This is a genomic window from Mycobacterium palustre, from assembly GCF_002101785.1.
Classification (GTDB): Bacteria; Actinomycetota; Actinomycetes; order Mycobacteriales; family Mycobacteriaceae; genus Mycobacterium; species Mycobacterium palustre.
The window spans coordinates 1-23250 of the sequence record NZ_LQPJ01000043.1; the positions used below are offsets into that span (position 1 = coordinate 1).

The 23250-nt window shown below is 68.6% G+C and carries 24 protein-coding genes and 1 tRNA gene; 12 read left to right on the forward strand and 13 right to left on the reverse strand.

The annotated features are described in order from the left end of the window. The coding region (locus tag AWC19_RS03250) for an LppU/SCO3897 family protein (protein ID WP_085076659.1) at positions 1-657 on the forward strand (657 nt) is incomplete at its 5' end. A 176-nt stretch (positions 658-833) separates the two neighbouring features. Next, positions 834-2813: an acetate--CoA ligase gene (gene acs, locus AWC19_RS03255; RefSeq protein WP_085076660.1), complete on the forward strand. Its 1980-nt coding sequence runs from the start codon at positions 834-836 to the stop codon at positions 2811-2813. A gap of 10 nt (positions 2814-2823) precedes the next feature. Here the strand turns inward: acs and AWC19_RS03260 are convergent, their stop codons facing one another. Next, a complete protein-coding gene (locus tag AWC19_RS03260) occupies positions 2824-3519 on the reverse strand; it encodes a S1 family peptidase (RefSeq protein WP_142280944.1) in 696 nt (231 codons plus the stop codon). Between the two features lie 357 nt (positions 3520-3876). Here AWC19_RS03260 and AWC19_RS03265 point away from each other — a divergent pair, with 357 nt between their 5' ends. Beyond that, positions 3877-4410: a phage holin family protein gene (locus AWC19_RS03265; RefSeq protein ID WP_085076662.1), complete on the forward strand. Its 534-nt coding sequence runs from the start codon at positions 3877-3879 to the stop codon at positions 4408-4410. Continuing rightward, the gene (locus tag AWC19_RS03270) at positions 4411-5376 is read left to right on the forward strand and encodes an alpha/beta fold hydrolase (RefSeq protein WP_085076663.1); all 966 of its coding nucleotides are present in this window, start codon (positions 4411-4413) and stop codon (positions 5374-5376) included. On the opposite strand, the gene marP is transcribed toward AWC19_RS03270, so the two are convergent. The 4 genes from marP to nth are packed head-to-tail and all read right to left on the reverse strand — an operon-like array spanning position 5369 to position 8721. Continuing rightward, a complete protein-coding gene (gene marP / locus AWC19_RS03275) occupies positions 5369-6562 on the reverse strand; it encodes an acid resistance serine protease MarP (RefSeq protein WP_085076741.1) in 1194 nt (397 codons plus the stop codon). The two genes, AWC19_RS03270 and marP, sit on opposite strands and share 8 nt — an antisense overlap. Before the next feature lie 5 nt (positions 6563-6567). Further along, positions 6568-7377, reverse strand: coding sequence for an NUDIX hydrolase (locus AWC19_RS03280; RefSeq protein WP_142280945.1), 810 nt, complete (start codon positions 7375-7377; stop codon positions 6568-6570). Further along, a complete protein-coding gene (locus tag AWC19_RS03285) occupies positions 7374-8021 on the reverse strand; it encodes a TlpA family protein disulfide reductase (RefSeq protein WP_085076665.1) in 648 nt (215 codons plus the stop codon). The genes AWC19_RS03280 and AWC19_RS03285 overlap by 4 nt, the downstream gene beginning before the upstream one ends. A 19-nt stretch (positions 8022-8040) precedes the next feature. After that, complete coding sequence (gene nth / locus AWC19_RS03290) at positions 8041-8721, reverse strand: endonuclease III (protein WP_169718073.1); 681 nt, start codon at positions 8719-8721, stop codon at positions 8041-8043. Positions 8722-8894: 173 nt separating this feature from the next. Here nth and AWC19_RS03295 point away from each other — a divergent pair, with 173 nt between their 5' ends. Then, positions 8895-9290, forward strand: a complete 396-nt coding sequence (locus tag AWC19_RS03295; RefSeq protein ID WP_085076667.1) for a hypothetical protein — start codon at positions 8895-8897, stop codon at positions 9288-9290. 99 nt (positions 9291-9389) lie between these two features. After that, positions 9390-10064, forward strand: coding sequence for a cAMP-activated global transcriptional regulator CRP (gene crp, locus AWC19_RS03300; RefSeq protein ID WP_044508824.1), 675 nt, complete (start codon positions 9390-9392; stop codon positions 10062-10064). 18 nt (positions 10065-10082) lie between these two features. Here crp and AWC19_RS03305 read toward each other — a convergent pair whose 3' ends face one another. The 3 genes from AWC19_RS03305 to sp36 are packed head-to-tail and all read right to left on the reverse strand — an operon-like array spanning position 10083 to position 11500. Beyond that, the gene (locus tag AWC19_RS03305; RefSeq protein ID WP_085076668.1) at positions 10083-10877 is read right to left on the reverse strand and encodes an MBL fold metallo-hydrolase; all 795 of its coding nucleotides are present in this window, start codon (positions 10875-10877) and stop codon (positions 10083-10085) included. A 5-nt stretch (positions 10878-10882) separates the two neighbouring features. Further along, positions 10883-11338, reverse strand: a complete 456-nt coding sequence (locus AWC19_RS03310; RefSeq protein ID WP_085076669.1) for a RidA family protein — start codon at positions 11336-11338, stop codon at positions 10883-10885. Further along, a complete protein-coding gene (gene sp36 / locus AWC19_RS28770) occupies positions 11339-11500 on the reverse strand; it encodes a Sp36 family protein (protein WP_090350112.1) in 162 nt (53 codons plus the stop codon). Between the two features lie 95 nt (positions 11501-11595). Between sp36 and bagA the strand changes: the two genes are divergently transcribed. After that, positions 11596-12618, forward strand: coding sequence for an ATPase BagA (bagA, locus tag AWC19_RS03315; protein ID WP_085076670.1), 1023 nt, complete (start codon positions 11596-11598; stop codon positions 12616-12618). Continuing rightward, the gene (bagB, locus tag AWC19_RS03320; RefSeq protein ID WP_085076671.1) at positions 12615-13772 is read left to right on the forward strand and encodes an ATPase BagB; all 1158 of its coding nucleotides are present in this window, start codon (positions 12615-12617) and stop codon (positions 13770-13772) included. The genes bagA and bagB overlap by 4 nt, the downstream gene beginning before the upstream one ends. A gap of 345 nt (positions 13773-14117) precedes the next feature. On the opposite strand, the gene AWC19_RS03325 is transcribed toward bagB, so the two are convergent. Beyond that, complete coding sequence (locus tag AWC19_RS03325; protein ID WP_085076672.1) at positions 14118-14468, reverse strand: WhiB family transcriptional regulator; 351 nt, start codon at positions 14466-14468, stop codon at positions 14118-14120. Between the two features lie 374 nt (positions 14469-14842). On the opposite strand from AWC19_RS03325, the gene ponA2 reads away from it, so the two are divergent. The 4 genes from ponA2 to AWC19_RS03345 all read left to right on the forward strand — a co-directional run bounded on the left by ponA2 (position 14843) and on the right by AWC19_RS03345 (position 19533). Continuing rightward, the gene (gene ponA2, locus AWC19_RS03330) at positions 14843-17269 is read left to right on the forward strand and encodes a transglycosylase/D,D-transpeptidase PonA2 (protein ID WP_085076673.1); all 2427 of its coding nucleotides are present in this window, start codon (positions 14843-14845) and stop codon (positions 17267-17269) included. Positions 17270-17326: 57 nt separating this feature from the next. After that, the gene (locus AWC19_RS03335) at positions 17327-18286 is read left to right on the forward strand and encodes a metallophosphoesterase (protein ID WP_085076674.1); all 960 of its coding nucleotides are present in this window, start codon (positions 17327-17329) and stop codon (positions 18284-18286) included. Further along, on the forward strand, positions 18283-19398 hold the full coding sequence (cds1, locus tag AWC19_RS03340; RefSeq protein ID WP_085076675.1) for an L-cysteine desulfhydrase Cds1: 1116 nt from the start codon (positions 18283-18285) through the stop codon (positions 19396-19398). The genes AWC19_RS03335 and cds1 overlap by 4 nt, the downstream gene beginning before the upstream one ends. A gap of 61 nt (positions 19399-19459) precedes the next feature. Next, a tRNA-Pro gene (locus tag AWC19_RS03345) sits at positions 19460-19533 on the forward strand. A gap of 502 nt (positions 19534-20035) precedes the next feature. Here the strand turns inward: AWC19_RS03345 and AWC19_RS03355 are convergent. From AWC19_RS03355 to AWC19_RS03370, 4 genes are all read right to left on the reverse strand, one after another. Next, a complete protein-coding gene (locus AWC19_RS03355; RefSeq protein ID WP_085076677.1) occupies positions 20036-20782 on the reverse strand; it encodes a superoxide dismutase family protein in 747 nt (248 codons plus the stop codon). Between the two features lie 9 nt (positions 20783-20791). Continuing rightward, positions 20792-21415: a restriction endonuclease gene (locus AWC19_RS03360; RefSeq protein ID WP_085076678.1), complete on the reverse strand. Its 624-nt coding sequence runs from the start codon at positions 21413-21415 to the stop codon at positions 20792-20794. Positions 21416-21490: 75 nt separating this feature from the next. Continuing rightward, positions 21491-22858, reverse strand: a complete 1368-nt coding sequence (locus tag AWC19_RS03365; RefSeq protein ID WP_142280946.1) for a cytochrome P450 — start codon at positions 22856-22858, stop codon at positions 21491-21493. Between the two features lie 56 nt (positions 22859-22914). Next, on the reverse strand, positions 22915-23217 hold the full coding sequence (locus tag AWC19_RS03370; protein ID WP_085076743.1) for a DUF4193 domain-containing protein: 303 nt from the start codon (positions 23215-23217) through the stop codon (positions 22915-22917). Positions 23218-23250: the final 33 nt, after the last annotated feature.

Below are 23250 nucleotides of genomic sequence, written 5' to 3' on the forward strand. Positions count from 1 at the left end.
TATCCCGGCTACGGCTACCCGCCCCCGCCGCCGGGATATCCGGGCCCCGCCTATCCGGGCTATCCACCGCCTCCACCACCGCCGCGTCGGACGGGACAGTCGGGCACCGCGCTGATCATCATCGGTGCGCTGCTGCTGGTGTTGGGCGGTATTGGGATCGTCGGAAACATCGCCCATTTCAATTCCGAACGGCCGCAAGGGTTGCCGGGGGCCGATCAGCCGCAGCCGTCGACCGAAGTCCCGACGCCCGATATCGGTCGGTGCTTCGGCGAATTCGAATTGGGCATGGGTTCTCTCAACGGCGCGCCCGAGAGCTGCGCTGATCCGGTGGCGACCTATGAGCTCGCCTCCAAAGGCGGGCCGACGGCGAACTGTCCGGATGGCAAACGCGATGGCTCTGTCTACGCACGCCTGGTCAACAAGTCCGCCACGCTGTGCTTCGCACTGAACCTGCAACAAGGCCAGTGCTACCTGAGGACTGACGCCACCACGACCAAGACGTGGACGCCGACCGATTGCGCCAATGCGCGATACGCAAAGTTCAGGGTCGACAAGCGCATCGACGGCAGCACGGACGAAACGCTGTGCCCGCCCGGGACGACGGCCAGGGCGTTCCCCACTCCCGCACGTGTCTATTGCCTGGCGATCGAGGGGTAGCAGGCTTGATCAGCCCGCCGCGACGGGACGCACCTGCGGTTGGCAGGCGGTCGATGCCGGCACAGCGGTGATTTCCGGCCCGGCCGGGATGTTGACCCCGGATCGGGAAGCGTCGCTTCACCTTGCAGGGTTAGGCTCTCTGACGGTTGACGACCCTCGACCCTAGGAGGAAGCCAGTGACCGCCACCCGCACCGAGGGCCCGTCTCACCCGGTGTCGTATCCGCCGCCGGCGCAGTTCACCGAGCAAGCCAACGCCGGCGAGGAGCTCTACCGCGAGGCCGAGAATGACCGGCTGGCGTTTTGGGCCGAACAGGCCAAGCGGCTCAGCTGGTCGACGCCCTTCACCGAGGTGCTGGACTGGTCGCAGGCGCCGTTCGCCAAGTGGTTCGGCGACGGCAAGCTCAACGTCGCCTACAACTGCGTCGACCGCCACGTCGAGGCCGGCCACGGGGACCGCGTCGCCATCCACTGGGAGGGCGAACCCGTCGGCGACAGCCGCAGCCTCACCTACTCCGAACTGCAGGCCGAGGTGTGCAAGGCGGCCAACGCGCTGACCGACCTCGGTCTGGTCGCCGGCGACCGCGTCGCGATCTACATGCCGTTGATCCCGGAAGCGGTGGTCGCGATGCTGGCCTGCGCGCGCCTGGGCATCATGCACAGCGTCGTGTTCGCCGGTTTCACCGCGAAGGCTCTGCGCGCCCGCATCGCCGACGCCCAGGCCAAGCTGCTGATCACCGCCGACGGGCAGTTCCGCCGCGGCAAGCCGGCGCCGCTGAAGGAGGCCGCCGACGAGGCGGTCGCTTCGGGTCCCGACGGCTCCGGTGACCGGAGTCCCGTCGAGCACGTTCTGGTGGTGCGCCGCACCGGAATTGACGTGCCGTGGAACGACGACCGCGACCTGTGGTGGCACGACGTCGTCGGGCGCGCCTCCGCCGAACACACCCCCGAGGCGTTCGACGCCGAGCATCCGCTCTTTTTGCTGTACACCTCGGGCACCACCGGCAAGCCCAAGGGCATCGTCCACACCAGCGGCGGCTACCTGACCCAGTCCTCCTACACGCACTACTACGTCTTCGACGTCAAACCCGAGACCGACGTGTTTTGGTGCACCGCCGACATCGGCTGGGTCACCGGTCACACCTACGGCGTCTACGGCCCCCTGTCCAACGGGGTCACCGAGGTCCTCTACGAGGGCACGCCCGACTCGCCCAGCCGGCACCGGCACTTCGAGATCATCGAAAAGTACGGTGTGACAATCTATTACACGGCGCCCACCCTCATCCGCACGTTCATGAAGTGGGGCCGCGAAATCCCCGACGCCCACGACCTGTCGAGTTTGCGCCTGCTGGGGTCCGTCGGCGAACCGATCAACCCCGAAGCGTGGCGCTGGTATCGCAAGGTGATCGGGGCCGACCGCCTGCCCGTCGTCGACACCTGGTGGCAGACCGAGACGGGGGCCGCGATGATCACGCCGCTGCCCGGAGTGGCTGCGGCCAAACCGGGTTCGGCGATGAGGCCGTTGCCGGGCATCTCGGCCAAGATCGTCGACGACCACGGCGACCAGCTGTCTCCGGGGACCGACAAGGGCGAGCATGTCGCCGGCTACCTCGTCTTGGATCAGCCGTGGCCCTCGATGCTGCGCGGCATCTGGGGCGACCCGGAGCGGTACGTCGAGACCTACTGGTCCCGGTTCGCCGAGCAGGGTTGGTATTTCGCCGGCGACAGCGCCTACTACGACGCCGACGGCGCCATCTGGGTGGTGGGCCGCATCGACGACGTGATGAACGTGTCGGGACATCGGCTTTCCACCGCCGAGGTGGAGTCGGCGCTGGTCGGCCACGCCGCGGTGGCCGAGGCGGCGGTGGTGGGCAAGACCGACGACACCACCGGGCAGGCCATCTGCGCGTTCGTCGTCTTGCGCGGCGACTTCGAGGTGCACGACGGGATCGTCGACGAGTTGCGCGTCGAGGTGGCCCGCGAGATCTCCCCGATCGCCAAGCCGCGCGAGGTCCACGTGGTGCCGGAGCTGCCCAAGACCCGCAGCGGCAAGATCATGCGCAGGCTGCTGCGCGACATCGCCGAAAACCGCGAGCTGGGTGACACGTCGACGCTGCTGGACCCCGGCGTGTTCGACGCGATCAAGGCCGCCAGGTAGGCCCCCGGCGTCAGGCCGGCAGCGGCACGAACCCCGCCCCGGGTCGGTGCTTGCCGTTGACGTCGGCCATGATCGCGTTGAACGACTGCACCACGGCCGGCGTGTGCAGCGGGATGTATTTGATGACGCACGTCGGCAGGTTGTCGCTGAAGGCCCCGTGGATCATGCCGACCAGCAGGTTGTTGACCGTCACCGGCGCCCCGGAGTCGCCCGGCTGGCCACACACCTGCATGACGATGGTGCCCGGATCCTGACCCGGCCCCCACGTGACCCCGCAGGAATTCCCGGTCGTTCTCCCCTGCTTGCAGGCGATCTGGCCGAAGGCGGGGTCCGGGCCGACGCCGGCGATCACGAATCCGTTGTAGTTGGCCACGGGGGCCACCTTGGCCGGATCGAACTTGATGACCGCGTAGTCGAGGTTGTCGTTGCCGGCGACCATGACACCGAGCGGGCCCCGGTTCTGCGCCGCCTCGGCGGCGACCTGCGCGCCCGGTCCGCCGCAGTGTGCGGAGGTGAAGCCGATCATGTCTCCGGCCGGATCGGTGCCGATCGTCGTCAGCGTGCACATCGTGTCGCCGTTGATGACGATGCCCGCCCCGCCGCCCATCGGGACCCGGTAGTCGGCGCCCGCCCTGCCGGGCAGGCCGATCAGCAGCAGGAGAACGGCTACCATCGCCGCCTGGTAGCAACGCTGGGCCGTATGCAAAGCCTTACTCCCATCAACGGTCGGACATCCCGAGCAGCTTGGTAAGTGTAAACGGCAAATATGTGGGATCCGCCGAGGTTCTGGGGCGGCCGCCGATCGACGTTCGCAAGCAAAACCCGCAGTTGTGCGTGTCCGCCGACCCGGTGTGCTCCGACGCCATGAAGTTTTCCGCGCAAGACGCGCGGGCGTCCGAGGACGGTTTGGTGGATGTGGGCGAGGATTTCGCCGCCGATCACCTCCGACATTGCGGGCCAAGCGGTTTCGCCTCGCCGGTGCGGCCGGTTCGCGGCTGCCTTCGTAGGGCACCCCGGCACATGGCAACATAAACCGCGACGAGTGAACCGAGAGGACCCTGGTGTGAGCAAAGTCGATCGCAAGAACGGTGTGCCCAGCACCCTGACCACGATTCCGTTGGCCGACCCGCACGCCAAGGCCGCCGATCCGTCGATCGGTGAGCTGATCAAGGACGCGACCACCCAGGTGTCCACTCTGGTGCGCGCCGAGGTCGAACTGGCCCGCGCCGAGATCACCCGCGACGTCAAGAAGGGGCTCACCGGCAGCGTCTACTTCATCGCCGCGCTGGTGGTGCTGTTCTACTCGACGTTCTTTTTCTTCTTCTTCGTGGCAGAGCTACTCGACACGTGGCTGTGGCGCTGGGTGGCGTACCTGATCGTGTTCGCGGTCATGGTGGTGGTCGGCGCCGTGCTAGGGCTGCTGGGCTTTTTGAAGGTGCGCCGGATCCGCGGGCCGCGGCAGACGATCGAGTCCGTCAAGGAGACCCGCACCGCGCTCACCCCCGGACACGACAAGCCGGCTCCCGGGTCCAAGCAGCTCACCAAGTCTCCCGGCACGCCGGGCACGGAAAACCCCGCAGATCCGTCGGGTTGGTAGATGCCCGCACCCGATCCGTCGGTAACCCGCATCGACGGGCCGTGGCGCCATCTGGACGTCCACGCCAACGGCATCCGGTTTCACGTCGTCGAAGCGGTGCCGGCGGACCTCGGGCCGGGCACGCCGGCGACGGCGCGCCCGCTGGTGATGCTGTTGCACGGCTTCGGCTCGTTTTGGTGGTCATGGCGGCATCAGCTGCGTGGCCTGACGGGCGCGCGGGTGGTCGCGGTAGATTTGCGCGGCTATGGCGGCAGCGACAAGCCCCCACGCGGCTATGACGGCTGGACGCTCGCCGGCGACGCGGCCGGGCTCATCCGCGCGCTCGGCCATTCGTCGGCGACGCTGGTCGGGCACGCCGACGGCGGGTTGGCCTGCTGGGCCACCGCGCTGCTGCATTCGCGGCTGGTTCGCGCCATCGCGCTGATCAGTTCGCCGCACCCGGCGGCGCTGCGCCGGTCCACGCTGAGAAGGCGCGACCAGGGGTACGCCCTGCTGCCGACGCTGCTGCGATATCAACTGCCCATCTGGCCGGAGCGGCTGCTGACGCGCGACAACGCCGCGGAGATCGAGCGCCTCGTACGAAGCCGCAGCTGCGCCAAATGGGTTGCCTCAGAGGATTTTTCGCAGACCATCGGCTACCTGCGGACGGCGATACAGATCCCGGGCGCCGCGCACTGCGCGCTGGAATACCAGCGCTGGGCGGTGCGCAGCCAGCTACGCGGGGAGGGCCAGCGATTCATGCGATCGATGTCGCAGCAGCTCGCCATGCCGTTGCTGCACCTGCGCGGTGACGCCGATCCCTACGTGCTGGCCGACCCAGTCGACCACAGCCAACGCTACGCGCCACAGGGGCGCTACCTATCCGTCTCCGGCGCAGGGCATTACAGCCACGAGGAGGCGCCGGACGAGGTCAACAGACACCTGACGCGATTTTTGGGCCAGGTGCACGGGCCGGCGGTCAGCTGACGCAGGAGCCCGTCGTAACCTGTTGCGAGGCACCGATTTTGGCCCTCTGCCCAGCGACCTCGTCGGCGGTCAGCACGAAACCCGTGTCGGGGTCGTCGACGGCGGCGCCGAACACCACACCGAGTACGCGGCCGTCGAGGTCGATCAGCGGACCACCCGAATTGCCTTGCTCCACATTGGCTCTGATGGTGTACACGTCGCGGGTGACCGGAGCCGGGTCGCGGTAGATGTCGGGGCCGCTGAGCTTGATGGCCTCGCGGATCCTGGCCGGCGTCGCGGTGAAGTTGCCGCCGCCCGGATAGCCTAGCACCACAACACTTTCGCCGCTCTTGGCCTCGTTCTGGGCGAATGTCAGCGGCGACGGCGGCAGGTTCGGGACGGCCAGGATGGCGATGTCGACCGACGGGTCATAGGAGACCACCGTTGCGTCGAGGGGATTTCCGCTGGCGTAGACCTGAACGCTGTTGGACCCCGCGACGACGTGCGCGTTGGTCATCACCCGGTCCGGCGCTATTACGAAACCGCTGCCCTCCAAAACCTTTTGGCAGCTAGGCGCCAGGCTGCGCACCTTGACGACGCTGGGCGCGGCCGAGGTGACGACCGGATTGGTTGCCAGGGCCGGGTCCGGCGACGCGACGGGGATCACCGGCGTGCGGCTGAATGGTTCCAGCACGGCCGGCAGCCCGGAGGTGTTCAGCAACGCCGACAGCCGCTTGGGCACCGTCTTCAGCCACGGCGGCGCGACCTCGTTGACCTGAGCGAGCACCCGCGAACCCCGGACCGCGGCGGCCAGCTCGGGCTGGTCCTTGGACTGCGTCAGCGGCGTGGCCAGCAGCCAGGCGGCGGTCAGCACCACGACGAGCTGGACGCCCACACCGATCACCGAATCGATGGAACGGATTGTGCGACTGTGGATTGCGCCGCGCACCGCGCGCCCCAGCACCACGCCGGCGACCTCGCCGACGACGACCAGCGCGAGGATCGAAAACAGCGCGGTGAACAGCTTGGCGCGGGGAGCCGCGATGTGGCTGACGATGTGGGGCGCCAGCAGCACCCCCGCGATCGCGCCGAGCAGCACACCCACGAACGACAACAGCGAGCCCAGCGCGCCGGAACGCCAGCCCGAGATGGCCGCGATGAAGGCGACCGCCAGGACTGCGATGTCCAGCCACTGCGATGGGGTCATGGAATTCACCGCGACCCGCCCTCGTCACCGACCAGCACCATCGCCTCGTCCAGCTCGCGCACGTCGCCGGTGTCCCAGGGCAAGGCCCAGCCGGCCACGTCGAGCATGGCAGAGATCACCTGGCCAGTGAATCCCCACACCAGCATCTCGTTCAACAGGAACGCCGGGCCGGCCCAGCGCGCACCGAGGTTGCTGCGGTAGACCATCAGCCGGTTCTTTGGATTGATGAAGGCGCGCACCGGGACTCGCGCCACGATCGCCGTTTCGGCCTCGTTGACGACGGCGACCGGACCGGGGTCGGGTGAATACGCCAACACCGGGACCACATGAAACTGTGAGGGCGCGATGAAGGTCCGCTCCATGGTGACCAGCGGAGAAAGCCGGCTGACGTCAATCCCGGTTTCCTCGTGCGCTTCCCGCAGGGCCGTGGCCACCGGACCGTCGTCGGTGGGATCGGCCGCGCCGCCGGGGAACGCGGCCTGCCCCGCGTGGTGGCGCAAACTCGAGGCGCGCACGGTGAGCAACAGGTCGGCGTCGTCGGGAACACCGCCGCCGTCCGGTCCGGATTCGGGCCCCGAAAACAGCACCAGGACCGCGGCCTCGCGCTGATCGCCGCTCAGGGACGCCACCGGGGACGCCACCTTGGCGGTCACCATCGCCAGCACGTCGGCCGGCAGCCGACGCCGAAAGGCGTCGGGGATCTGCTCGACGTTGTCGACCAACGGCCGCAGCCACGGCGGGCAGACGTCAGGTGTCAGCGGAACGGCGGAACTCACCGGCGCCTCCCTCGTCCAACTGCCAGCCAATCTGCCTATCCCGCGTCGTTTCCCACCGCTGCCGCGATCTCGTCGGCACTGGCGAAAGGCCGCGGCATCGTCTGCGCAACGCTACCGTCCGACCGCAGCACGACCGTCGCGGGCATCACATTTACCACCCGCAGCGCCGCCGCGATCCGACGACGACCGTCCTGCAGCGTCGGCAGCCGAACGCCCAACTCCGCCAACCTCAGTAAGCCGGCGGTCTCGTTCTCGTCTTGATGCACCGTCACAACCATCACATCCGAACCGACCCGACGTTGATACTCGGCCATCGCGGGCAGTTCGGCCGCGCACGGCGCGCACCAATACGCCCAGAAATTCAGGACCACCCGGCGTCCGGCCAGCGACTGGCCCACATCGACGGTCGAACCGTCGGCGGCGCACTCCACCGTGACACCGCGCAGCGGGACCGGGCCGGGGCCAGCGCCGGGCGCCGGGCACGCCGCCAGGTTGGCGCGTTCCCGCGGACCGGCCAGCGCGGCGGGGGTGTCGGCGTCACGGTGTTCCCGCCCGGCCGCGGGCTGGGTGGTCGCGGTCCGCGGGGTCGTCGCGGCGTCGTCGCGCAGCTGGGCCACCAACGCCGCCGTCAGCGCCGCCACCACCACCAAAATCGCGATGGTCCAGCGGGTCTTGGCGGTCAAAGTTGCCTGCACCCGGGCGTTACAGCCCCGCCAGGCCCAGCAGGTGCTCCGCTTCGGGACCCTGCACCAGGGGCGCGGCGAGCAGCGGCTCGGTGGGCCCGAGGCCGAAGGAGGGGCAGTCCTTGGCGAGCAGGCACACACCGCACGCCGGTTTACGGGCATGGCACACCCGGCGGCCGTGGAAGATCACCCGGTGGCTCAACATGGTCCACTCCCGGCGTTCGATCAGCTCACCGACCGCGTGCTCGATTTTGACCGGGTCCTTTTCGGCGGTCCACCGCCACCTGGCCACCAGCCGCGCGAAGTGGGTGTCGACGGTGATGCCGGGGATGCCGAAGGCGTTGCCCAGGATGACATTGGCGGTCTTGCGCCCGACCCCGGGCAGCGTGACCAGCTCGGCCATCGTCGACGGCACTTCGCCGTCGAAACGTTCGACCAGCGCCTGCCCGAGCCCGATCAGCGAGCTCGCCTTGTTGCGAAAGAACCCCGTGGGCCGGATGAGCTCTTCCAATTCGGTGCGGTCGGCCTTGGCGTAATCCAGCGCCGAGCGGTACCGCGCGAACAACGCCGGCGTCGTCAGGTTGACCCGCTTGTCGGTACTTTGCGCCGACAGGATGGTGGCCACCGTCAACTCGAGTGGCGTCGTGAAATCCAGCTCGCAGTGCGCTTCCGGAAACGCTTGCGCCAGAACACGATTCATGCGTCGCGCGCGTCGCACCAACCCGGCCCGGGTCTCTTGCGCCCAGCGCTTGGCGACGGCACCATCGAGAGTGGCCGGCGCCGACTTGGAGCGCCCGGACGACTTTGCCGCTGTCACCTACGACAGAGTACTGATTTCGTGATCTCGCCGAGACCTCGTGTTGATTCAACGCCCTGTTTACTCTCCTTGTGGCGTGGTTGCTGGTCGCGTGCGTTCCCGGGCTGCTGATGCTCGCGGCGCTCGGTCTGGGGCGGCTGGAAAAGGTGCTCGCCCGCGACACCGTGACGGCGACCGACGTCGACGAATTCCTCGAGTGCGCGGAGGCTGTCGACGTGCATACGCTCGCCCGCGAGGGCATGCCCGAGGCGCTGGAATACCTGCATCGACGCCAGGCTCTGCGGCCGGCCGATTCGCCGCCGATCCGCGCCTACATCGGACCGCGTCACGCCGCGCCGGAATTTGCCACCGCTCTCGTCGACCGCGCACCGGTCGGATTACCGGCGCGCCGGCAAACCCCTTCGCCCGTCAATCCACAAGTTAGTGGCGCTAGATACGTCAATCGTGTGTAGCGTGGCACGTTGGACATAATTGGCCTACCTCTAGACTTACGTCACACGGGCAAGGGTTGGCCTGCCCATCTCACATATTTGGAAAGCTGAAGAGGCAACGTGGACGAGATCCTGGCAAGGGCAGGAATCTTCCAAGGGGTTGAGCCCGGCGCGGTCGCCGCGCTGACCAAGCAGCTGCAACCCGTCGACTTCCCGCGAGGACACACGGTTTTCGCCGAGGGGGAGCCGGGCGACCGGCTATACATCATCGTTTCGGGAAAGGTCAAGATTGGGCGGCGTTCCCCGGACGGCCGGGAGAACCTGTTGACGATCATGGGCCCGTCCGACATGTTCGGGGAATTGTCGATCTTCGACCCGGGCCCACGGACGTCCAGCGCGACCACGATCACCGAGGTGCGGGCGGTGTCGATGGACCGTGACGCGCTGCGGGCGTGGATCGCCGACCGTCCCGAGATCGCCGAGCAGTTGCTGCGGGTGCTCGCCCGGCGGTTGCGCCGCACCAACAACAACCTGGCCGACCTGATCTTCACCGACGTGCCCGGCCGGGTGGCCAAGCAGTTGCTACAGCTCGCCCAGCGTTTCGGCACCCAGGAGGGCGGCGCCATGCGTGTCACCCACGACCTGACGCAAGAAGAGATCGCCCAGCTGGTCGGCGCCTCGCGGGAAACGGTGAACAAGGCGCTGGCCGACTTCGCCCATCGCGGCTGGATTCGCCTGGAGGGCAAGAGCGTGCTCATCTCCGACTCCGAGCGCCTGGCCCGCCGAGCCCGGTAGCCATCGGCCGAGCCGACGCTATCGAGCCCGCAGGTAGTCGAGCTGGGCCTGGACCGACCATTCGGCGACGTCCCAGAGTTTCTCATCGACGTCGGTGTAGACGTATTCCACGACGTCGCGCAGCGTCGCCTCGTCGCCAAGATCCGACAGCGCGGCGCGCACCTGCTCGAGGCGTTCGTGGCGGTGCGTCAGGTAGCCCGTGGCGACGGATTCCAGGTCGGCCAGCTCGGGCCCGTGCCCCGGCAGCACCGTGCGGCGGCCCAGCCCGCGCAGCCGGCGCAGCGATTCGAGGTAGTCGGCCAGGCTGCCGTCTTCCTTGTCGATGACGGTGGTGCCGCGACCCAGCACGGTGTCGGCGGTCAGCACGGCGTCGTCGAGGACGAACGACAACGAGTCGGCGGTGTGTCCGGGGGTGGACATGACCGTGATCTTCAGCCCGGCGGCGTCGATCACCTCGCCGTCGACGAGCTCACCGCCGAGGCCGCGCAAAAACCCGCTGCCCGCCGACCGGACCGTCGCCCCGGTCAGGTCGACCAGCTTGTCGATGCCGTCGGTGTGGTCGCCGTGCCGGTGGCTGATGAGCACCAGCGCGACGCGGCCGAGCGAGGCGACGCCGGCGATGTGATCGTCGTCTTCGGGTCCCGGATCGACGACGACGACTTCGTCGCTGCCCGGCCCGCGCAGCACCCAGGTGTTGGTGCCCTCGAGCGTCAGCAGCCCGGGGTTGTTTGCCAACAACACCGACGCAGACTCGGTGACCGCCCGCAACCGTCCGTATGCGGGATGGGTCAGCGACTCGGCGTTGTTGGTCACGGCCGTCAGCCGACCTCCACGATCAGCTCGACTTCCACCGGCGCATCCAGGGGCAGCTCGGCCACGCCGACGGCCGAACGCGCGTGCGCCCCGTTGTCGCCGAACACCTCGGCCAGCAGCTCCGAGGCGCCGTTGACGACGGTCGGCTGGCCGTTGAAGCCGGGGGCCGAGGCGACGAACCCGACCACCTTGACCACCCGGGTCACGGCGTCGATGCCGGCGACCGAATCGACCGCCGCCAGCGCGTTGAGCGCGCAGATCCGCGCCAGCTCCTTGCCCTGCTCGGGTGTGACGCCGGCGCCGACCTTGCCCGTGCGGGCCAGCTTTCCGCCCTGCATCGGAAGCTGACCCGCGGTGTAGACCAGGTTGCCGCTGCGCACCGCGGGCACGTAGGAGGCCAGCGGCGCGACCACCTCCGGCAGCGTGACGCCGAGTTGCCCCAGCCGGGCGGAAGCGGTCATCTACTTGGGGCGCTTCAAATACGCGACGTGCTGCTCGCCGGTGGGGCCGGGCAGGACGGCCACCAGCTCCCAGCCGTCGGCGCCCCACTGGTCGAGGATTTGTTTGGTGGCGTGCGTCAGCAGGGGAACCGTGGCGTATTCCCATGCGGTCGGTTGACTCATGACGCGAGCTTATCGGTCCGACGCGGAGGGCCCCGGCCCGCCGGCCAGCTACCCGATCGACGGGCGCCCTGGAGCCCTCGGGCTAGCATGCGAAGGTGGCATCCACTTCGAGCGGCGGCAGCTCCGTCGGCTGGCCCGCGCGCTTGTCGAAGGCCCGCTTGCATTTCGTGACGGGCAAGGGCGGTACCGGCAAGTCGACGGTGGCGGCCGCCCTGGCGCTGACGCTCGCGGCCGGCGGCCGCAAAGTCCTTCTCGTCGAAGTCGAGGGCCGCCAAGGGATTGCGCAACTCTTCGACGTCCCGCCGCTGCCGTACCAGGAGCTCAAGATCGCGACCGCCGAGCGCGGCGGCCAGGTCAACGCGCTGGCGATCGACATCGAGGCCGCGTTCCTGGAATACCTGGACATGTTCTACAACCTCGGCATCGCGGGCCGGGCGATGCGCCGCATCGGGGCCATCGAGTTCGCGACGACGATCGCGCCCGGCCTGCGCGACGTGCTGCTCACCGGCAAGATCAAGGAGTCGGTGGTGCGCGTGGACAAGGGAACCCGGAATCCGGTCTACGACGCCGTCGTCGTCGACTCGCCGCCGACGGGCCGCATCGCCCGTTTTCTCGATGTCACCAAAGCCGTTTCGGATCTGGCCAAGGGCGGCCCGGTGCACTCGCAAAGCGAGGGTGTGGTGCGGCTGCTGCACTCCGAGGCGACCGCCATTCATTTGGTCACCCTGCTGGAGGCCCTGCCGGTGCAGGAGACGCTGGAAGCCATCGATGAGCTTGCGGCGATGCAGCTGCCGATCGGCAGCGTGATCGTCAACCGCAACATCCCGTCCTATCTGGAGCCGCGGGATTTGGCCAAGGCCGCCGAGGGAGACGTCGACGCGGACTCGGTGCGCGCCGGGCTGGAGCTGGCCGGAATCAGGCTGGAAGACGCCGATTTCGCCGGGCTGCTGACCGAGACGATCCAGCATGCGACCCGGATCGCCGCGCGGGCCGAGACCGCCCAGCAGCTGTACGCGTTGAACGTGCCACGGCTGGAACTGCCGGCGATCTCCGACGGTGTCGACCTCGGTAGCCTGTACGAGCTGTCGGAATCGCTTGCGCAGCAGGGGGTTCGATGAGCACCGCACCGAAAGCGCTTGATATGGCCGCCATCCTGGCGGACACGTCGAACCGGGTGGTGGTGTGTTGCGGCGCGGGCGGCGTGGGCAAGACGACCACCGCGGCCGCCATAGCGATGCGAGCGGCCGAATACGGCCGCACCGTCTGCGTTTTGACGATCGACCCGGCCAAGCGGCTGGCGCAGGCGCTCGGGGTCAACGACCTGGGCAATACCCCGCAGCGCGTGCCGCTGGCCCCCGAGGTGTCCGGGGAGCTGCACGCGATGATGCTCGACATGCGGCGCACGTTCGACGAGATGGTGGTCCAGTATTCCGGAGCCGGTCGCGCGCAATCGATTCTGGACAACCAGTTCTACCAGACCGTCGCCACCTCGCTTGCCGGCACGCAGGAGTACATGGCGATGGAGAAGCTGGGGCAGCTGCTCAGCGAGGACCGCTGGGACCTGGTGGTGGTGGACACTCCCCCGTCGCGGAACGCGTTGGACTTCTTGGACGCGCCCAAGCGTCTCGGCAGTTTCATGGACAGCCGACTGTGGCGCTTGCTCCTGGCCCCCGGCCGCGGCATCGGCCGGTTGGTAACCGGCGCAATGGGTTTGGCGATGAAGGCGATGTCGACGGTGTTGGGCTCGCAGATGCTCGCCGACGCGGCGGCCTTCGTGCAATCGCTGGACGCCACCTTCGGCGGGTTCCGGGAGAAGGCCGACCGCACCTACGCGCTGCTGAAACGGCGCGGCACGCAATTCGTCGTGGTGTCGGCTGCCGAACCCGACGCCCTGCGAGAGGCGGCCTTCTTCGTCGACCGGCTATCGCAGGAAGGCATGCCGCTCGCGGGCCTCGTGCTGAACCGCACCCACCCGACGTTGTGCTCGCTGCCCGTGGAGCGTGCGATCGACGGCAGCGAAACGCTGGAGGCGCACACGGAGTCCGAGGTCGCGTCGCTGGCCGCAGCCGTGCTGCAAATTCACGCCGACCGCGCGCAGACCGCCAAGCGCGAGATCCGACTGCTTTCCCGGTTCACCGCGGCCCACCCGCATGTGCCGGTGATCGGGGTCCCGTCGCTGCCGTTCGACGTGTCGGACCTCGAGGCGCTGCGGGCGCTCGCCGATCAGATCACCGCGGCCGGTGACGATGCGCCCCGCGTAGCGGGGCGCTGAGGAACCGGCCCATCCGGCACCGGCCGGTGACCGATGCGGCCCGCGTAGCGGGGCGCTTGGTCTCGCCGGGCGACGACACCTCTCTTTGACCCGCGTCAGTTTTCGGCGGCGCGGCGCTATTGACACTGCCCAGGCCGTTCGCGGCGCAGGGAAGCCGTTGCTGCCGAATCCCCGTCAGGCACAAGCACGCTCGTATTCGACACGAGCCAGTCAACTATTAGACAGTTCCAGTCGCGGGCTGAGGGAGAGGTGCCGTAACAGAAACGTAATTATGAAAACCGTAATTTTCAGGGCCGTTTGAAGGGTTTTGGCGTCGGGACTAGACGTGCCTGTATGTCGCCGAGATCAGCCCACGCCGCGGTTGCGGCGCTTCTCGAAGAAGTCCGACCACGAAACGACCTCGGGGTGCTGCTTGAGCAGCGCCCTGCGCTGGCGTTCGGTCATGCCACCCCACACACCGAACTCCACCTTGTTGTCCAGCGCGTCCGCGCCGCACTCCTGCATCACTGGGCAGTGGCGGCAGATCACCGCTGCTTTCCGCTGCGCGGCCCCCCGAACAAACAGTTCATCGGGGTCCGTGGTCCGGCAGAGCGCCTTCGATACCCACGCAATCCGCTCTTCGGCGTCGACACTGCGCAGTGCTCCTTGAGCAGCCGCGATGTTCGTCCTGCGCGCGGCTGGCCGTGTTCCTGACACGAGCTGTTCCCTTCCTCCCGATCGCTATGCTGCGATCGCCCTCCTCGGGTGCAGACCCCTGCTGCGATCTACGCCACACTGTGCACATCGGTGTTAGCCGAATCTCACCGTGTGTCTAAGTTAGGTGGTCAAGTGGCAATTGCGCAACAGTCTGATAACGGTTTTTTTGGGACGCCCGTGCAGTCTCGACCGAAATCATAGATCGGAGTGCGACCATTCGCATCCCGGCCCGGTTGCCGACCGGTGACAGCGACGCTATTTTTTTCGCCGACATCGAGTCTAAGTTCGCTGCTCACGGTATGGGAGCGGCCTTGTCAACTGATCGGTCAACTGATCGCGTCGGCGGGTGACACGGGGCGGCTACCCTAGTACGCATGCCAGACCGCCCGCCGGCCGCACTCACGCTGCTCAAGCTCGCCGGCTGCTGTTTGTTGGCCAGCGTCGTGGCCACCGCGCTGATGTTCCCGCTGGCCGGGGGGCTGGGGTTGATCTCCAACCGGGCCTCCGAAGTGGTCGCCAACGGCTCGGCCCAGCTGCTGCAGGGCGAAGTCCCGGCGGTCTCCACGATGGTCGACAAAAAAGGCAACGTGATCGCGTGGCTGTATTCGCAGCGTCGCTTCGAGGTGCCCACCGACAAGATCGCCAACACCATGAAGCTCGCGATCGTCTCGATCGAGGACAAGCGGTTCGCCGACCACAACGGCGTGGACTGGAAGGGCACACTGACCGGGCTGGCCGGCTACGCGTCCGGCGATGTCGACACCCGCGGCGGATCGACCATCGAACAGCAGTACGTCAAGAACTACCAACTGTTGGTGACGGCCCAAACCGACGCCGAGAAGCGCGCGGCCGTCGAAACCACCCCGGCCCGCAAGCTGCGCGAGATCCGGATGGCGCTCACGCTCGACAAGACGTTCACCAAGCCGGAAATCCTGACCCGCTACCTGAATCTCGTTTCGTTCGGCAACGGCTCGTTCGGGGTGCAGGACGCGGCACAGACCTACTTCGGCATCAACGCCTCAGACCTGAACTGGCAGCAGGCGGCCCTGCTGGCCGGCATGGTGCAGTCGACCAGCACGCTGAACCCGTACACCAACCCCGACGGCGCGTTGGCCCGGCGCAACCTGGTGCTCGACACCATGATCGAGAACCTGCCCCAAGAGGCCGACGCCCTGCGCGCGGCGAAGGCCACGCCGCTGGGCGTCTTGCCGCAGCCCAAGGAACTGCCCCGCGGCTGCATCGCCGCGGGTGACCGCGCCTTCTTCTGCGACTACGTGCAGGAGTACCTGTCGCGCGCCGGCATCAGCAAGGATCAGTTGGCCAAGGGCGGCTACATGATCCGCACCACGCTCGACCCGGACGTGCAGGCCCCGGTCAAGGCTGCCATCGACAAGTTCGCGAGCCCGACCCTGCCGGGCATCTCGAGCGTGATGAGCGTGATCGCTCCGGGCAAGGACGCCCACCACGTCATAGCGATGGCCAGCAACCGCAAGTACGGGCTGGACACCGAGGCCGGCGAAACCATGCGACCCCAGCCGTTCTCCCTCGTCGGCGACGGCGCCGGATCGGTCTTCAAGATCTTCACCACGGCGGCGGCGCTGGACATGGGCATGGGCATCAACGCCACGCTCGAGGTGCCCGGCCGGTTCCAGGCCAAGGGCATGGGTAGCGGCGGCGCGAAGGGCTGCCCCAAGGACACCTGGTGCGTGGTCAACGCCGGTAGCTACCGGGGCTCGATGAACGTCACCGACGCGCTGGCCACCTCGCCCAACACCGCGTTCGCCAAGCTGATCCAGCAGGTCGGCGTGGCCCGCACGGTGGACATGGCCATCAAGCTGGGGCTGCGGTCCTACGCGGATCCCGGCACGGCCCGCGACTACAACCCCGACAGCAACGAGAGCCTGGCCGACTTCGTCAAGCGACAGAACATCGGCTCGTTCACGCTGGGTCCGATCGAGGTGAACGCGCTCGAGCTGTCCAACGTCGCGGCCACCCTGGCCTCGGGCGGCGTGTGGTGCCCGCCCAACCCCGTCGACAAGCTGATCGACCGCAACGGCAACGAGGTCGCGGTGACCACCGAGACGTGCGACCAGGTGGTGCCCGAGGGCCTGGCCAACACGATGGCCAACGCGATGAGCAAGGACGCCGTGGGTGGCGGCACGGCGGCCGGTTCGGCCGGCGCGGCGGGCTGGGACCTGCCGGTGTCCGCCAAGACCGGCACCACCGAGGCGCACCGATCCTCCGCTTTCGTCGGTTTCACCAGCCACTACGCGGCCGCGAACTACATCTACGACGACTCGCCCAACCCGACGGACTTGTGCTCCGCGCCGCTGCGGCACTGCGGCGAGGGCGACTTGTACGGCGGTAACGAGCCGGCCCGCACCTGGTTCACGGCGATGAAGCCGATCGCCACCAATTTCGGCCCGGTGCAGCTGCCGCCCACCGACCCCCGCTACGTCGACGGCTCACCCGGGTCGCGGGTGCCCAGCGTCGCCGGCCTGGACGTGGACGTGGCGCGTCAACGCCTCAAGGAGGCGGGCTTCCAGGTCGCCGACCAGACCAACTCGGTCAACAGCAGCGCCAAGCAGGGCGAGGTGGTCGGGACGACGCCGAGCGGGCAAACAATCCCGGGGTCGATCATCACGATCCAGGTCAGCAACGGCATCCCGCCGGCGCCGCCGCCGCCGCCGGAAGGCGCGCCCGTGCCGGTGGGTTCTCAGGTGGTGGAGATTCCGGGCTTGCCGCCGATCACCATCCCGCTGCTGGCGCCTCCCCCGCCGCCCGGACAGCCCCCGCCGTAGGGGCAGATCCGCGCCAGATCGCGCTGCCAAAGCGCCGCCGGCAGTAGGCTTGCCAGCATGGCTGAAGTTATGCCCGTTCTCCTGCGGACCGGCGCCGCCGCCCTCGGCTCGACCGTCGCCGGCATCGGTTATGCCGCGTTCGTCGAGCGCAACGCGTTCGTCCTGCGCGAGATCACCATGCCCGTCCTGACGCCGGGTTCGACACCGCTGCGGGTGCTGCACATCAGCGATCTGCACATGCTGCCCAACCAGCGCCGCAAACAGGCCTGGCTGCGCGAGCTGGCCAGCTGGGAGCCCGACCTGGTCGTCAACACCGGCGACAACCTGGCCCACCCCAAGGCGGTGCCCGCGGTGGTGCAGACCCTGGGCGATCTGCTGTCGCGCCCGGGCGTCTTCGTCTTCGGCAGCAACGACTACTTCGGGCCGCGCCTGAAAAACCCGATGCACTACGTGACCAACCCGACGCATCGGGTGCGCGGCGAGCCGCTGCCCTGGCAGGACCTGCGGGCGGCGTTCACCGAGCGCGGCTGGCTCGACCTGACCCACAACCGCCGCGAGTTCGAGGTGGCCGGCCTGCACGTCGCGGCCGCGGGCGTCGACGACCCCCACATCGGCCGGGACCGCTACGACGCGATCGCCGGCCCTGCCAGCCCGGCGGCCAATTTGCGCCTCGGGCTGACGCACTCGCCGGAGCCGCGGGTGCTGGACCGCTTCGCCGCCGACGGCTACCAGCTGGTGATGGCCGGCCACACTCACGGCGGGCAGCTGTGCCTGCCGTTCTACGGCGCCCTGGTGACCAACTGCGGCCTGGACCGCTCCCGGGCCAAGGGCCCGTCGCGCTGGGGCGCGAACATGCAGCTGCATGTCTCCGCGGGCATCGGCACCTCGCCGTTCGCGCCCGTGCGCTTCTGCTGCCGGCCGGAGGCGACGCTGCTGACGCTGATCGCCGCGCCGATGGGTGACCGCGACTCCACCAGCGACCTAACCCGTTCGCAGCCAACAGCTTCCGTGCGTTGAGCGATCCGGCCCGGGTCGCCAGCCGCGGCGGGTCGCGTTGCTGGACGGACAACGCCGTCCGGCTGATCCAGGCCGACGCACGGCGCAGCGCCGACACACATCTGTTGCGCTATCCCCTGCCGTCGGCGTGGTGCGGTGACGGCCCAGACGCCCAAGTCGCGCTGTACCTCAAGGACGAGAGCACCCACATCACGGGCAGCCTCAAGCACCGGCTGGCCCGCTCGTTGTTCCTGTACGCGCTGTGCAACGGCTGGATCGGCGAGGGCACCACCGTCGTCGAGGCGTCCTCGGGGTCGACGGCGGTGTCGGAGGCGTACTTCGCGGCCCTGCTGGGGCTGCCGTTCGTCGCAGTGATGCCGGCGACCACCAGCGCCGCCAAGATCGCGCTCATCGAATCACAGGGCGGCCGTTGTCATTTCGTCGACGACTCGAGCCAGGTGTACGCCGAGGCCGAGCGCGTCGCCCGCGAGACCGGCGGGCACTACCTCGACCAGTTCACCAACGCCGAACGCGCCACCGACTGGCGGGGCAACAACAACATCGCCGAATCCATCTACGAGCAGATGCGCGACGAGCGCTACCCCGTCCCGGAGTGGATCGTGGTCGGCGCGGGCACCGGCGGGACCAGCGCGACGATCGGCCGCTACATCCGCTACCGCCGCCACGCGACGCGGCTGTGCGTCGTCGACCCGGAGAACTCCGCGTTCTTTCCCGCCTTCGTCGAGGACCGCTACGACCTCGTGATGCCGGCGCCGTCGCGGATCGAGGGCATCGGCCGGCCGCGGGTCGAGCCGTCGTTTTTGCCGGGCGTGGTCGACCGCATGGTCGCCGTGCCGGACGCGGCGTCCATCGCCGCCGCCCGCCACGTCAGCGCCGTGTTGGGGCGGCGGGTGGGGCCGTCGACGGGCACCAACCTGTGGGGCGCGTTCGGGCTGCTCGCCGAGATGGTCGCCGACGGCCGCAGCGGCTCGGTGGTGACGCTGATCGCCGACAGTGGCGACCGCTACGCCGACACCTACTTCGACGACGAGTGGGTGCGCGCCCAGGGGCTCGACACGGCCGGCCCCGCCGCGGCGCTGGCCGAGTTCGAACGGTCGTGCGCCTGGGGCTAGGCCGTTGTGCTGCGGTTTGGCCAGCCGACGGGCCGGTGCGATAGGCTGTCGAGGCTTCAAGCGGGGTGTGGCGCAGCTTGGTAGCGCGCTTCGTTCGGGACGAAGAGGCCGTGGGTTCAAATCCCGCCACCCCGACTCGAAAGACCTGACCAGTAGCAACACGGTCAGTGCTTCTGGGTATCAGGGACTCGTTTGCGGATCCGTCCCCGGCGCGCCAGCACTGATTGGCGACGAGGCGACGGTGTGACGGAGGTCGTGCATCGTGGGGTGCGGCCAGCCGGTCGTCGGCCTGCCGTCTTCGTTGATGCCGCGCAGCTTGGCGACGGCCGGGTTGAACACACGGGTTCGGAAGGTGGCGACCCTTCGCCGGGCGAGGTCATCAGTGAGGAATCGCGGAAACGGGACGGACCGAGGTTCGTGGCTTTTCGGCGTCGACCATTCCGACTTGTGCACACCTGCGCAGCATGTCGAAGTCAGCCACTCCGGCGCTCGATCTGCCGTGCTCTGCTGAACGCTAACCCGCCAGTTGGCGGTCACGCTTGCTTTACTTCCTAAGCGCTCAGACAACCTACGAACTACCCGAATCGCCGTCCGCGAGGGGACGCGATCCGCAATGCGCCGGATTGCTGGTGGCGGGTCAGCCGCCGGGCGGAACCACCGTTGTCGTCAGGGTCTTGGTCGGCGTCGTCGTGAGCGTCGGGACGCTGCTGGTGACCGTGACGGTGCTGGTGCTCGTGCTCGTCGACGCCGGCGGCGCGACGGCGGTGGTGGTGATCGTGGTTTCGCTGGTCGTCGCCGTGGTGGACGAGGTCGTCGTCGCGGCCGCCGCGGCGATCACACCGCACGCCAGGCGCTTGCTCGAATCGCCGGTCGACGTGCTCGTCAGGTTGTCCGGGGTCTGATGGATGATCAGCGCTGTGCCCGAGCCGTTGCGCAGGTCGGCGGCGGTGAACAAGTTACTGGTGGTCACCAGCTTCGCCGACCCGTCGGTGCGCACCTGCAACGCGGTCAGATCGCCGCTGGCGGGGTAGCCGGTGTGGCCCGACGCCTGGTACACGCCGCCGGAGGAGTTGAAGTCCCCTGTCGAACCGCCCGCGGGCGCTGCCGAGTTCGGCTCGCATTTGCCGACGCCGTGGATCTCGAGCCCGTGGAAACCGGGGCTCAGCGCTTGGTTGGGGCCCGCCTCCACCGTGACCGTCGCATAGCCGTTCGCGAAATCGATCGTGGCGGTGGCGACCTGGCTGCCGTCGGCGGCCTTCACCTGGGTCGCCATCCTCTCGGTGCCGGGCGGCACGCTGGACGACGTCGTCGACTGGTTGCTGCCCTGATTGGCGCATGCGCCCAACGGCGCCACGCCGACCGCGAAGGATACGCCCTTTTTTATTGGTCGGGCCTACCCCGATCGGCCGGTCTCGAAACGGGCGCGACCCACGTCCGGGCCGGCGGATGTGGCCGCGGGCATCCGCGTCCAGATGTGCAGCTGCTCGCGGCCGACGAGGCGGCAACGGTGCGTGCTCGCCAACTGGCGGGCCGCCTTGGTGAACCCCCGGTTGGTCACCACGACCGCCTGGCCGCAACGGTGGTGCAGCGCGCCGGACACCACCTGCTGCACGGCCGCGACGCCGACGGCCCGGCCCAGCCTCTTGCACTGCACCGCCATGCGGGTGCCGCCCCTCTTGGCGATCAGGTCGACGCCGTAGTCACCGGTGCTGGCGGTGTGCTCGACGCTCCACCCCGCCGTTCGAAGCTGTGCCGCGACGAATCCTTCGAACTCGACTCCCGACATCTCGTCGATCGCGGCCATCGCCGACGCCGCGTACTTGAGGTCACGCCGCCGCTGCAGTCGAACGCGAAAGCGGTCCCGCTGCACCGAAAGCCACAGCAGGGCAACGACCGTCCCGACAAGCCCGGCCAGCCCGGCCGCCGCCCCCGCCGGCACGCTGCCGGTGGCGCTCTGCGTGAAATACCAAGGCAGGGCGAACCCGAACAGCACCAACGACCCGAATATCTTGTCCATGACTCCTCGAGGTTGCCGCGCCGCTTTGTTCGCCGAACCTAGCCGAAGGCGGTGACAATCCCGCGCAACCGCGTCCTAGCCCGCCTGGATGGGGCGAAAGCGCACCCTGGTGCCGTGGCGGGGCACGAGCATGATGGAGCGCCGCACTATCCGCTCCGGCCGGTCGTCGACCGCAACGAACTCCCCGGCCCGCAGCAGGGTGTGCAGTACGGTGATCAGTTCGCGCATCGAAAAAGCCGCTCCCAGACAGCGTTTGACACCGCCGCCGAACGGAACCCACGCGTAGGTGTCGGGCCGGCAGCCCAGGAACCGTTCGGGCCGAAACTCGTTCGGACGGTTGTAGATCCCGGGGTTGCGGTTGATCGCAACGATATGGACGACGATTCGCGTCCCGGCGGCCACTCGGTAGCCACCGATCGGAACCGGTTGCGCCGCAACGCGGGCCGTGAACGGCGCGGGCGGACGGAGCCGCAGGGTCTCGTGGATCACCGCGGTGGTGAAGGCCTCCTCGCCACGCAGGGCCTCGTCGCGCACCCGTTGCAGCGCCTCGGGATGGTGCAGCAACAGGTCGAAGATCCAGGCCAGCGTGGTGGCCGTCGTCTCGTGACCGGCCAGCATCAAGGTGATCAGGTCGTCGCGGATCTCGCTGTCGGACAAGCCCTTTCCGTCATCGCCGCGGGCGCACATCAGCAACGCCAGGATGTCGGGCTGCTCGGCCAACCGCGGGTCGTTTCGCCGCCGCGCGATGAGCGGCATCACAACGTCGTCGATCTCCTTGTTGGCGCGGCCGCGCTGCGGCCACACCCGAAGCGCACCGAAGTGGCGCAGCGCGTAGCGGACCGTCAATTGCTCCGAGACGCCGAGGTTCAGCAGGCGCTCGAAGGGCCGCCCCAGGCGCCGCACCTCGTCGGGGTCGTCGGCCCCGAAGACGACCCTGACGATCGCGTCCAAGGTCAGCGCCCGTGCGGCGGTGAGCATCTCGAAGGGCCGATCGACGGGCCAGTTGTGCATGGCGGCGAGGGCCGAGGACCGCATGATCGGCACGTAGCTACTGAGTGCGGCACCGTGCAGCGGAGGTGTCAGCAGCTTGCGCCGCCGAAGATGTTCCGGCTCCTCCTGCACGAACATCGACCCGGAGCCGTAGATGGCGGCCGCGGGTCCCACCCCCTGTCCGCCGAGCAGGACGTCGGGCGGCGCGGTGAAGACCTCCTTGGCCACCTGCGGGTCGGACACGACCGCCACGTTGCCCAGGCTGAGGACCGGCATCGTCATGATCGGTCCGTACCGGCGAATCAGCCGCAGCATCCGGCGCTCGCCCCCTACCAGGTACGCGACCGCATACGCCGCGGCGAAGGCGGCGCGCAGGGGACGTGGCGCGGGCAGGCCGGGCGGCGGCCTCAGCGCGTCAGGCGTTTCGCCGCGGCGAAGAGCGGATGCGGCCACGCTGACGACAGAAACACGGCGTTATCCGTTGGTCAACAGTCTCGCCGAGACCGGCGTCACGCGCAGTCGGCGCAGACCGGAAGGCCCGAGCTCGAACTGCGTAGCCGGCTGCGGTGCTGGACCAGAAAGCAGCTGGAGCAGGTGAACTCGTCGGAGCGCTGGGGAATCACCGTCACCGACAGTTCTTCACCGGACAGGTCCGCGCCCGGCAGCTCGAAGAACACCATGTCGTTGGGGTCCTCGTCGACCACCGTGGCCGTGGCGGTCGGCAGCGCGGGTGCGAACTCGCGCAGCGAGGTCGCGTCCTGGGCCTCGACGTCGGAAAGCCGGCGTGCGTCGTAGTCGCTTGCGGTCGTCATCGGTGTTCCTTCCTGCTCGGTGACGGGTTGACG